Annotated in this window: 9 protein-coding genes and 1 pseudogene; 7 read left to right on the forward strand and 3 right to left on the reverse strand. The window is 54.1% G+C overall.

All coding sequences use genetic code 11. The features are described 5' to 3' along the window. Positions 1 to 32: 32 nt before the first annotated feature. From ygjJ to OGX92_RS08605, 3 genes and pseudogenes are all read left to right on the forward strand, one after another. Positions 33 to 1,094 (forward strand): annotated as a pseudogene (ygjJ, locus tag OGX92_RS08595) (protein YgjJ). A 16-nt stretch (positions 1,095 to 1,110) separates the two neighbouring features. Continuing rightward, a complete protein-coding gene (ygjK, locus tag OGX92_RS08600) occupies positions 1,111 to 3,462 on the forward strand; it encodes an alpha-glucosidase (RefSeq protein ID WP_286586439.1) in 2,352 nt (783 codons plus the stop codon). Between the two features lie 229 nt (positions 3,463 to 3,691). After that, positions 3,692 to 5,710 carry an oxidoreductase gene (locus OGX92_RS08605; protein ID WP_286586440.1) on the forward strand — a complete coding sequence of 673 codons (2,019 nt, stop codon included), beginning with the start codon at positions 3,692 to 3,694 and terminating at the stop codon, positions 5,708 to 5,710. Positions 5,711 to 5,862: 152 nt separating this feature from the next. Here the strand turns inward: OGX92_RS08605 and rlmG are convergent, their stop codons facing one another. After that, positions 5,863 to 6,999, reverse strand: a complete 1,137-nt coding sequence (gene rlmG, locus OGX92_RS08610; protein WP_003828544.1) for a 23S rRNA (guanine(1835)-N(2))-methyltransferase RlmG — start codon at positions 6,997 to 6,999, stop codon at positions 5,863 to 5,865. Positions 7,000 to 7,081: 82 nt separating this feature from the next. On the opposite strand from rlmG, the gene OGX92_RS08615 reads away from it, so the two are divergent. The 4 genes from OGX92_RS08615 to sstT all read left to right on the forward strand — a co-directional run bounded on the left by OGX92_RS08615 (position 7,082) and on the right by sstT (position 11,380). Further along, on the forward strand, positions 7,082 to 7,582 hold the full coding sequence (locus OGX92_RS08615; protein ID WP_126957000.1) for a M48 metallopeptidase family protein: 501 nt from the start codon (positions 7,082 to 7,084) through the stop codon (positions 7,580 to 7,582). 72 nt (positions 7,583 to 7,654) lie between these two features. Next, positions 7,655 to 8,653 (forward strand): Gfo/Idh/MocA family protein, encoded by a 999-nt coding sequence (locus tag OGX92_RS08620; protein ID WP_164562461.1) that lies wholly within the window; start codon positions 7,655 to 7,657, stop codon positions 8,651 to 8,653. A 271-nt stretch (positions 8,654 to 8,924) separates the two neighbouring features. Further along, positions 8,925 to 9,893, forward strand: a complete 969-nt coding sequence (locus tag OGX92_RS08625; RefSeq protein WP_003828551.1) for a TerC family protein — start codon at positions 8,925 to 8,927, stop codon at positions 9,891 to 9,893. A 242-nt stretch (positions 9,894 to 10,135) separates the two neighbouring features. Continuing rightward, the gene (gene sstT, locus OGX92_RS08630; RefSeq protein WP_003828553.1) at positions 10,136 to 11,380 is read left to right on the forward strand and encodes a serine/threonine transporter SstT; all 1,245 of its coding nucleotides are present in this window, start codon (positions 10,136 to 10,138) and stop codon (positions 11,378 to 11,380) included. A gap of 16 nt (positions 11,381 to 11,396) precedes the next feature. Here the strand turns inward: sstT and OGX92_RS08635 are convergent, their stop codons facing one another. Further along, positions 11,397 to 11,951 (reverse strand): YgjV family protein, encoded by a 555-nt coding sequence (locus OGX92_RS08635; RefSeq protein ID WP_063941813.1) that lies wholly within the window; start codon positions 11,949 to 11,951, stop codon positions 11,397 to 11,399. 119 nt (positions 11,952 to 12,070) lie between these two features. After that, a partial coding sequence (locus OGX92_RS23460; RefSeq protein WP_071528444.1) for an IS1 family transposase occupies positions 12,071 to 12,130 on the reverse strand: 60 nt, incomplete at its 5' end.

The following is a 12,130-nucleotide window of genomic DNA, read 5'->3' on the forward strand; positions in this document are numbered from 1 at the left end:
AAAATTAAATTTTATTTGCTTAGGATCGAAGCATGAAAAACATTAGCCATTGTTGCAGGGCAATTATTGCCCTGCCCTTTTTCTGCGTCTCCTCTCTGGGTGCAGAAGAAGTTCGCCCTGCAGAACACGACGACACGAAAACGCCAGAAATATCTTCCCCCTCATTTCGCTTTTATGGCGAATTGGGCATGGGGGGATATATGGATTTAGAAGGACAAGACAAACATAAATACAGTGATGGTACCTATATAGAAGGTGGCCTGGAGATAAAACACGGCTCTTGGTTTGGTCTGATCTACGGCGAGGGCTGGACCGTGTAGGCCGACCATCAGGGCAATGCCTGGGTTCCTGACCATAGCTGGGGCGGATTCGAGGGCGGGCTCAACCGCTTTTACGGCGGTTATCGTACCAATGACGGAACGGAGCTGATGCTCAGCCTGCGCCAGGACTCTTCGCTGGATGACCTGCAATGGTGGGGGGATTTCACTCCAGACCTGGGCTACGTCATTCCCAACACTCGCGACATCATGACTGCCATTAAGGTGCAAAACCTGACCGGTCCTTTGCGCTACAGCGTGACAGCAACGCCCGCCGGACACCACGACGAGAGCAAAGCCTGGCTGCACTTTGGTAAATACGATCGCTACGACGATAAATATACCTATACGGCCATGATGAACGGCTATATCCAGTACGACCTGACTGAAGGCGTAACCTGGATGAACGGCCTGGAGATAACAGATGGTACCGGACAGCTGTTCCTGACCGGCATCCTTTCGCCCAACTTCGCCGCCCGCGCCTGGCACCACACGGGCCGCGCCGACGGGCTGGATGTGTCCGGCACCGAAACCGGCTATATGGTCAGCGCAATGTATGAAGCGCTAAAAGGCGTTTACCTCTCCACTGCTTATAGCTACGCCAAACACCGACCGGATAGCTATGAGGACGAAACCACTTCCTTTATGCAGTTCGGTATCTGGTATGAATACGGCGGCGGCCGTTTCGCTACTGCCTTCGACAGTCGGTTCTATATGCAGAATGCATCCGGCGACCCGAGCGACCAAATCTTCCTGATGCAATATTTCTATTGGTAACAAGGACCGGAATACCATGAACATGAAACCTATTCTTACGCCGCTGGCCTGTATCCTGCTGATGAACTTCTCCGCACATGCCGCCAGTGCTAACGACTTTAAAAACATCATTAATCGCACCGGTGCGCCGGGCTACATGCATGACTACGATCACGACGACCACCAACGCTTTAATCCATTTTTCGATCTTGGCGCCTGGCACGGTCATTTGCTCCCGGACGGCCCTGCAACGATGGGCGGCTTTCCAGGCGTGGCGTTGCTGACCGAAGAATACATCAATTTTATGGCCAATAATTTTGACCGTCTGACGGTGTACCAGCACGGTAAAAAGGTCGATTTCGCGCTTGAGGCCTACGGCATTCCCGGCGCGCTGGTGCAAAAGCTGTCATCTAAGCATGTGCAAATAGAGATGACGCTGCGTTTTGCCAGCCCGCGCACCTCGCTGCTGGAAACCAAAATCACCAGCAACACGCCGCTGGATCTGGTGTGGGACGGCGAGCTGCTGGAGAAACTGGAAGCCAAAGAGGGAAAAGCGCTGTCGGATAAAACCATTGATAGCGAATTCCCTAGCTATCAGCGCAAAATCACCGCCACGCACGACGGTCTGAAAGTCACCTTCGGCAAAGTGCGCTCAACCTGGGATCTGCTCACCTCCGGTGAGTCGGAGTATCAGGTGCATAAATCTGTCGCTATGAAAACCACGGTTAACGGTCATCACTTTACGGGGAAGGCCCATATCAGCGGTTCGACAACCATTTACACCACCTATTCTCATCTGCTTACCGCCGAGGATGTGGCGAAAGAGCAGCCGCAGATCCGCGATATTCTGGCGCGCCCGGCCTGGTATCTTGCTGCATCACAAAAGCGCTGGGCGGATTATCTGCAAAAAGGCTTAACCAATCCGGATGCCACAACGGAACAAACCCGGGTCGCGGTAAAAGCTATTGAAACGCTAAACGGCAACTGGCGCTCGCCAGGCGGTGCGGTAAAACACAATACCGTGACGCCATCGGTCACCGGCCGCTGGTTCTCCGGCAACCAAACCTGGCCGTGGGACACCTGGAAGCAGGCCTTCGCTATGGCGCACTTTAACCCGGAGATTGCCAAAGAGAATATTCGCGCCGTCTTTTCATGGCAGGTTAAACCCGGTGATCCGGTTCGCCCGCAGGATGCCGGATTCATCCCCGACCTGATTGCCTGGAATCTCAGCCCAGAACGCGGCGGCGACGGCGGTAACTGGAACGAGCGCAACACCAAACCCAGCCTGGCGGCCTGGTCGGTGATGGAGGTCTACTACGTCACCAAAGACAAGGCTTGGCTCGAAGAGATGTATCCAAAGCTGGTTGCGTATCACGACTGGTGGCTGCGTAACCGCGATCATAACGGCAACGGCGTGCCGGAATACGGCGCTACCCGCGATAAAGCCCACAATACCGACCGCGGCGAAATGTTGTTTACGGTGAAAAAAGGCGACAAGGAAGAAACGCTCTCCGGGCTTAACAACTACGCCACCGTGATCGATAAGGGCCAGTATGACAGCCTGGAGATCCCAGCGCAGGTTGCCGCCTCGTGGGAGTCCGGTCGTGACGATGCGGCTGTATTCGGTTTTATCGATAAAGATCAACTGGATAAATACGTCGCGGGCGGTGGAAAACGCAGCGACTGGGTGGTGAAATTTGCCGAAAATCGCAGTAAAGATGGTAATTTGCTGGGTTACTCGCTGTTGCAGGAGTCAGTCGATCAGGCCAGCTACATGTACAGCGACAACCATTATCTGGCGCAGATGGCGACCCTGCTCGGCAAACACGAAGAGGCGCAGCGCTATCGCCAACTGGCGCAAAACCTCGCAGATTACATCAACACCTGCATGTTCGACCCGGAAACAAAATTCTTTTACGACGTTCGTATTGAGGAGCAACCGCTGGCAAACGGCTGCGCGGGTAAACCGATCGTCGAACGGGGCAAAGGGCCGGAAGGCTGGTCGCCGCTGTTTAACGGTGCAGTAACGCAGCCCCATGCGGACGCGGTGGTTAAGGTGATGCTCGACCCCAAAGAGTTCAACACCTTTGTCCCGCTTGGCACGGCGGCGCTGACCAACCCGGCTTTCGGCGCGGATATCTACTGGCGCGGGCGCGTCTGGGTGGATCAGTTCTGGTTCGGGCTAAAAGGGATGGAGCGTTACGGCTATCGCGATGACGCGTTAAAACTAGCGGATACCTTCTTCAGCCACGCCAAAGGCCTCACCGCCGACGGTCCGATTCAGGAAAACTATAACCCGCTGACCGGCGCACAGCAGGGCGCACCGAATTTCTCCTGGAGCGCGGCGCATCTCTATATGCTGTATAACGATTTTCTTAAAAAACAGTAATCTGTGACATAACGCCGGATGGCGCTTCGCTTATCCGGCCTACAAAGACACATTTTCACCGGCCGGATTAGGTGCTTGCACTGCCATCCGGCATATTCGTCCTCTGGCTCCACTCCTTTTTTGAATCCCATCACAATCACGGCATTCCTCTTTTCCCTTTTACGCGGCGACGGCTAAATTATTAACTCATCCGACTACATAACAATAATTTTACATACTGGACACCTTTATGAGCTATCCGTCGCTATTCGCTCCGCTCGATTTAGGCTTCACCACGCTTAAAAACCGCGTGCTGATGGGTTCAATGCATACCGGACTGGAGGAATATCCCGATGGTGCAGAACGGCTGGCCGCGTTCTACGCCGAGCGCGCCCGTCACGGCGTAGCGTTAATTGTGAGCGGAGGTATTGCGCCTGCGCTTTCCGGCGTGGGAATGGAAGGCGGTGCGATGCTGAACGACACCAGCCAGCTTGCTCACCATCGCGTCATTACCGATGCTGTGCATGATGAAGGCGGCAAAATCGCCCTGCAAATCCTGCACACCGGGCGTTACAGCTACCAGCCGCATCTGGTGGCGCCTTCTGCCATTCAAGCACCCATTAACCGCTTTACGCCACATGAATTAACGCACGATGAAGTGCTGCAGTTGATTGAAGATTTTGCCCACTGCGCACAGCTGGCGCGGGAAGCGGGCTACGATGGCGTGGAAGTGATGGGGTCGGAAGGGTATCTGATCAACGAATTCCTGACGCTGCGTACCAACCAGCGCGATGACCAATGGGGCGGTGAGTATGCCAACCGCATGCGTTTTGCCGTTGAGGTGGTGCGAGCGGTACGCCAGCGTGCCGGGAATGACTTTATTATTATCTTCCGCCTGTCGATGCTCGATCTGGTGGAAAACGGTGGAACCTTCGACGAAACCGTCCAGCTGGCGCAGGCTATAGAAGCCGCGGGAGCCACCATTATTAACACCGGTATTGGCTGGCATGAGGCGCGTATTCCCACTATCGCTACCCCAGTACCGCGCGGTGCGTTTAGTTGGGTGACGCGTAAGCTGAAAGGGCATGTGACAATCCCACTGGTCACCACCAACCGCATTAACGATCCCCAGGTCGCCGATGACATTCTGGCCCGTGGCGATGCCGATATGGTGTCGATGGCCCGTCCGTTCCTCGCTGATGCCGAACTGCTGTCAAAAGCGCAAACCGGACGAGCAGATGAGATCAACACCTGTATCGGCTGTAACCAGGCCTGTCTGGATCAGATCTTCGTCGGCAAAGTCACCTCTTGCCTGGTCAATCCGCGCGCCTGCCATGAAACCAAAATGCCGATTGTTGCGGCAGCTGTTCCAAAGAACCTGGCGGTTGTCGGTGCGGGTCCTGCGGGCCTCGCCTTCGCCATTAATGCCGCAGCGCGCGGGCATCACGTGACGCTGTTTGACGCACATGGCGAGATTGGCGGGCAGTTTAATATCGCCAAACAGATCCCCGGCAAAGAAGAATTCTATGAAACCCTGCGCTACTACCGTCGGATGATCGACGTGACTGGCGTGACCCTGAAGCTGAATCACTTTGTCAGCGCACACGATCTGCACACCTTCGACGAAGTGATCCTCGCCAGTGGGATCGAGCCTCGTATGCCACCGATCGAGGGGATCGATCATCCAAAAGTACTGAGCTATCTCGACGTTCTGCGCGATAAAACGCCAGTGGGTAAACGCGTGGCGATCGTGGGCAGCGGCGGGATCGGTTTTGATACCGCAATGTATCTGAGTCAGCCCGGCGAACCCACCAGCCAAAACATAGCGGAGTTCTGCGTGGAATGGGGGATCGACACCAGCCTGCAACAGCCAGGCGGCTTACGCCCGGAAGGCCCACACTTATCCCGCAGCCCGCGCCAGATAGTGATGCTGCAGCGAAAAGCCAGCAAACCGGGACAAGGTTTAGGTAAAACGACGGGCTGGATCCATCGCGCCACCCTGCTCTCACGCGGTGTGAAAATGATCCCGGCAGTCAGCTATCAGAAGATTGATGATGATGGGTTACACGTTGTGTTGAACGGTGAACCGGTGATCTTTAACGTGGATAACGTGGTGATTTGTGCCGGACAAGAGCCGCGCCGTGAACTGGTCGATCCGCTGCACGCGGCAGGTAAAACGGTGCATCTGATCGGCGGCTGCGATGTGGCGATGGAACTGGATGCCCGACGCGCTATTGCGCAGGGCACCCGACTGGCGCTGGAAATATAACGTCATGTTTTTCGTGTGCCGGATAAGGCGTTAGCCGCCATCCGGCACTCTGCACCGATTTGCCTGATGGCGCTCTGCTTATCAGGCCTACAGAATCAGGCAGATTTATACTGTAGGCCGGATAAGGCGTTAGCCGCATCCGGCACCCGCTATTACCGACGACGACCGGTTTTAACCGCCTTCAGCACCACGAATTTATTATTGGTGGCGATGGTTTCGCAGTTGCCGAAAATCTTCTTCAGCTTGTGGAAGTAGTCGAGGTGACGGTTAGCCACAATGTACAGCTCGCCGTTGATTTTCAGGCAGCGGCGGGCGTGGTGGAACATTTCCCAGGCAATGTTATCCGTCAGCGCATGCTTCTGATGGAACGGTGGGTTGCACAGCACGGCGTTAAAGCGGAAAGGTTCGACGCCAGACAGCGCGTTGTTAATCATAAACTCGCAGCGATCCAGCGCTTCAGGCATGTTGCTTTCCACGTTCAAACGGCTTGAAGCCACCGCCATCGGCGATTCATCAACAAATACCACGCTGGCTTCCGGGTTCTTCGCCAGCAGCGTCATACCGATAACACCGTTACCGCAGCCGAGATCAACAATCTCCCCTTCGAGGTTTTCCGGCAGATGCTCGATAAAAAAGCGCGCGCCGATATCCAGTCCGGTACGGGAGAAGACGTTGGCGTGGTTATGGATAGTCCAGTCGGTACCTTCCAGCTTCCAGCTTAGCGTTTGTGAGGCAGCGGCCAGCTCAGGTTTGCTGAACGTACAGTTGATCAAACGCGCTTTTTTCCACGCCAGCGTCGTGGTGGTTGGACCCAGCACTTTTTCAAACAGTTCCAGCGTCGAGGTATGTACATCACGCGCTTTTGCCCCGGCGATGATGCGCGTTTCTGGCGTTACCACTTCGCGCAGCGCACGCAGTTGCTGCTCCAGCAGCGCCATGGTTTTTGGCAGCTTAATCAGCACCACGCCCGGCGCCTGCGGATAGTCAGCGGTACTGTCGAGGAACTTGACGCTCGACTCGGCAATATCGTTATGACGCAGGTTCTCGCGTGTGGCAAGCTCGCTGAGATAGGAATCGCCGATGCTGTACGGCGTATGTTCCGCCAGCGCACAGCCCAGCGCGCCGAAGGTATCATTCAGGATCAGCACCGGGCCGCTAATCTCGGTATCGTCCAGCTGTTGCAGCAGATATTCATCTGCAGCTTCCCACGCCAGCAGCGGGTTAACGTCATCCGTTTCCGGGAAACGTTTAAGTGACAGCGAACGGAAACCGTTGTCTATGTGGCTCATCGGCCCTCCTGAATGGTAAAATTTCGGCGTATCCCTGAAAAGGGTGCGTGAGTATACACTTTTATGATTTGCGTGGACATGAATGAACCAACTAACTTACCTCCAGGGCTACCCGGAACATTTGCTTTCTCAAGTGAGAACGCTGATTGCTGAGCAGCGCCTGGGCGCTGTGCTGGAGAAGCGCTATCCGGGTACGCATGACTTCGCGACCGACAAATCGCTCTGGCAATATACTCAGGATCTGAAAAATCAGTTTCTGCGTAACGCCCCGCCGCTAAATAAAGTCATGTATGACAGCAAGATCCACGTTCTGAATAATGCGTTGGGGCTGCATACCGCCGTCTCTCGCGTGCAGGGCGGTAAGCTCAAAGCCAAAGCGGAGATCCGCGTCGCCACCGTGTTTCGCAATGCCCCCGAACCCTTTTTGCGTATGATCGTCGTTCATGAACTGGCGCATCTGAAGGAAAAAGAGCACGACAAAGCGTTTTACCAGCTGTGCTGTCATATGGAGCCTCAGTATCACCAACTGGAGTTCGATACCCGCCTGTGGTTAACGCAACAATCGTTAAAGCAAACTGCGTAGTCGCGCACTGGCTTTGTCTTCAGGGCATGCTAAATTGACGAAAGAATCCCTTTTCGCAGCCTGAAGGCCTTTATGATACGTTTCGCAGTAATTGGCACAAACTGGATCACCCGCCAGTTTGTCGATGCCGCCCATGAAACCGGCAAATATAAGTTAACCGCAGTCTATTCTCGTAGCCTTGAGCAGGCGCAGACCTTCGCCAACGATTACCCAGTCGAACATCTGTTTACCTCGCTGGAAGCGATGGCGCAAAGCGAGGCGATCGACGCCGTCTACATCGCCAGTCCAAACTCTTTGCATTTCCCGCAGACTGAGCTGTTTTTGCGACACAAAAAGCATGTTATTTGCGAAAAGCCGCTGGCCTCCAACCTGGCGCAAGCTGAAGCCGCTATCACCTGCGCGCGTCAAAATCAGGTCGTGCTATTTGAAGCGTTTAAAACCGCCTACCTGCCTAACTTCCTGCTGTTACAGCAATCGCTCCCAAAAGTTGGAAAAATCAGGAAAGCGTTTATCAATTACTGCCAGTACTCCTCGCGCTATCAGCGCTATCTGGACGGTGAAAACCCGAACACGTTTAATCCGGCGTTCTCCAATGGCTCGATTATGGATATCGGTTTTTACTGCCTGGCCTCAGCGGTTGCGCTGTGGGGCGAACCGCAGAGCGTTCAGGCCAGCGCCAGCCTGCTGGAAAGCGGCGTAGATGCCCACGGCGTGGTGGTGCTGAATTACGGTGATTTCAGCGTTACGCTCCAGCACTCAAAAGTAAGCGACTCGGTATTAGCCAGTGAAATTCAGGGCGAATCGGGATCGCTGGTCATCGAGCATATCTCCGAGTGTCAGAAAGTGTGCTTCGTTCCACGTGGGGGGAAAACGCAGGATCTGACGACGCCTCAGCACATCAATACTATGCTGTATGAGGCAGAGGCTTTTGCCCATTTGGTTGAATCCGGCGAAGTGGATCACCCGGCACTGGCCGTCAGCCGTACCACCGCCAAACTGCAAACGGAGATTCGCCGCCAGACCGGCGTGGTTTTCCCGGCAGACGAAGCGGAAACATCGCTGACTGCGTAAAGGTGTGTAAAACGAATGTTGCAGGCCATTGACTGAATGCATGGCCTGTAATATTTTGTAACCCGCAAAGGGGAGTAACTTCGTTGTCGGTTGATCGTCATTACGATGTGTGAAAAACCACATCCGGTCGCCGGGCGATAACAAAGGAATACGCCACCGTATTCCTTTGTTGTTGTAAGTGAGACCTTGCCGAATGGCAAGGTCTATGCATAAAAAGCAGCGGCTAATGCCATTCGGCGTTGGCCGTTTTTTTTATGCATGGGGAAATACAATGAATACTGTCGGCACACCGTTGTTATGGGGTGGCTTCGCTGTCGTAGTGGTAATTATGCTGGCCATCGACCTGCTGTTGCAGGGTCGTCGTGGCGCACATACGATGTCAATGAAGCAGGCTGCGGCCTGGTCAATCGTCTGGGTAACGCTGTCGTTACTGTTTAACGCCGCCTTCTGGTGGTACCTGGCAGAAACCCAGGGGCGCGCCGTTGCCGACCCACAGGCGCTGGCGTTCCTTACCGGCTATTTGATCGAAAAATCACTGGCAGTAGATAACGTCTTTGTCTGGTTGATGCTCTTCAGCTACTTCTCCGTGCCGCCTGCGTTGCAGCGTCGGGTACTGGTGTATGGCGTGCTGGGTGCGATTGTGCTGCGTACGATCATGATCTTCGCGGGCAGCTGGCTTATCACCCAGTTTGAGTGGCTGTTGTACGTGTTCGGCGCGTTCCTGCTGTTTACCGGCGTGAAGATGGCGCTGGCGAAAGAAGATGCCTCCGGTATTGGCGACAGACCGTTAGTACGCTGGCTGCGCGGTCATTTGCGCATGACCGATACCATCGAAGATGAAAAATTCTTTGTGCGTAAAAACGGCCTGCTGTTTGTTACGCCGCTGATGCTGGTGTTGATTCTGGTTGAGCTGAGCGATGTGATTTTTGCCGTCGACAGTATTCCGGCTATCTTTGCCGTGACCACCGACCCGTTCATCGTGCTGACCTCGAACCTGTTTGCTATTTTGGGTCTACGTGCGATGTACTTCCTGCTGGCGGGCGTGGCGGAGCGTTTCTCCATGCTGAAGTACGGCTTGTCGGTCATTCTGGTGTTTATCGGTATTAAGATGCTGATCGTCGATTTCTACCATATCCCGATCGCTATCTCGTTAGGCGTGGTATTTGGCATTCTGTTTGTGACGCTGATTGTTAACGCGTGGGTCAACCACCAGCACGATAAAAAACAGCAAATACAGTAAGTTTCATCTGCTAGCTGAAAAGCCCGACAGCACACTGCGTGCGTCGGGCTTTTTGTTTATCATGTCAAAATAATGTTAAGTTAAAGTTATAAAATATGATCTCAACGCGGAATCCAGGATATTTCGCTTCCAGAACCCCGTTCTTTCCTTATACTCAGCCAAGCAAACATTTGCCCCATCCAGAAAGATGCGTCAACAGAACGCACAAAGGTAAGGCAACAACACAATGAAAGGATCACGACATGACTACGCAACGTTCATCGGGGCTACTCTCGCGTTTGGCGCAAGGGAGCCTGGTTAAACAAATTTTGATCGGTTTGGTACTGGGGATTTTACTGGCACTGGTGTCAAAACCAGCGGCTGAAGCCGCTGGTTTGCTGGGTACGCTGTTCGTCGGCGCATTAAAAGCCGTCGCGCCAATTCTGGTTCTGATGCTGGTGATGGCTTCTATCGCCAACCACCAGCACGGGCAAAAAACCAATATCCGCCCTATTCTGTTCCTCTACCTGCTCGGAACATTTTCAGCGGCATTAACCGCCGTTGTCTTCAGCTTTGCTTTCCCATCAACATTGCATCTTTCCAGCAGCGCGGGGGATATCGTACCGCCGTCCGGGATTGTTGAAGTGATGCGCAGCCTTCTGATGAGCATGGTTTCTAACCCAGTTGATGCTCTGCTTAACGCTAACTATATCGGTATTCTGGTATGGGCCGTTGGTCTGGGCTTTGCACTGCGCCACGGTAATGAAACGACCAAAAATCTGGTCAATGATATGTCCAACGCCGTCACCTTTATGGTGAAACTGGTGATTCGTTTCGCGCCAATCGGTATCTTTGGTCTGGTCTCCTCCACGCTGGCAACCACCGGTTTCGCAACGCTTTGGGGCTACGCCCAACTGCTGACCGTACTGGTAGGCTGTATGCTGCTGGTGGCATTTGTGGTCAACCCGCTGCTGGTCTTCTGGAAAATTCGCCGTAACCCGTACCCGCTGGTGCTGGCCTGTCTGCGTGAAAGTGGCGTGTATGCCTTCTTTACCCGCAGTTCGGCGGCAAATATTCCGGTGAACATGGCACTGTGTGAGAAGCTGAATCTGGATCGTGATACCTATTCGGTGTCTATTCCGCTGGGAGCCACCATCAATATGGCGGGCGCGGCGATCACCATTACCGTACTGACGCTGGCGGCGGTGAATACGCTGGGTATTCCGGTCGATTTACCGACAGCGCTGTTACTCAGCGTGGTGGCTTCGCTGTGTGCCTGCGGTGCATCGGGCGTGGCGGGCGGTTCTCTGCTGCTGATCCCGCTGGCATGTAATATGTTCGGTATCCCGAATGACATCGCCATGCAGGTGGTAGCCGTTGGCTTTATCATCGGCGTATTGCAGGATTCCTGTGAAACGGCGCTGAACTCTTCTACAGACGTCCTGTTTACCGCTGCAGCCTGCCAGGCAGAAGACGAGCGTCTGGCAAATAACGCCCTGCGCGGCTAATCGCTGTTCCCCTCCGTCATCGGGCGGAGGGGTTCTCTTCTTGTGCGCTTTTTTCAATTTTGAACGGATCAATTCCGCGTTTTTGCATCCGCCGGAAACGAATAATGTTCAGGCCGTTCATTACCAGAAAACTCCCTTCGATCATCGTCCCACCAATCGACCCTAGCCAGAAATTATGGATAACCCAACAGGCGGTTGCGCACCACATGACGCAGCGCACGGTTAACCCTTTGCAGCGAAACAGCGCCCAGGTGCTGGCCAGCGTGCCAATTATTGGCAATAGCTCCATCGCATGCTGTAATTTCGCCAGCCCGAGAACCAGGGTGAGGACAATAAAAACGGTCATTACCCACAGTTTGCGGGTATGCATTGAGACAAGTGTGCGGATGGTGTTGAGTTCTGCGCTCATTCCCGCAGGCCAGGCACCCATCAGGAAAAAATGCACGCCGATGGTGGCGCTATAGACAGCGAGTTGCAGCCGGAACCGGCGCTCATCGCGATTGAAAAAGGTGGTAATACCGATCAGAAAGGCGATGACACCTACGCCCTGGGCCAGCCAATACGCGGTCATGCAAGCAACCCCAATTCTATCTCGTAGGCCGGATAAGGCGAGTTCGCCACCATCCGGCAACGGTTTGTGCCTGATGGCGCTGCGCTTATCAGGCCTACGGTTTGGGTAATGACTCCAACTTATTGATAGTGTTTTATGTTCAGATAATGCCCGATGACTTTGTCATGCAGCTCCACCGA

Origin of the sequence: Citrobacter sp. Cpo089 (assembly GCF_030332695.1) — a bacterium.
Classification (GTDB): Bacteria; Pseudomonadota; Gammaproteobacteria; order Enterobacterales; family Enterobacteriaceae; genus Citrobacter; species Citrobacter portucalensis.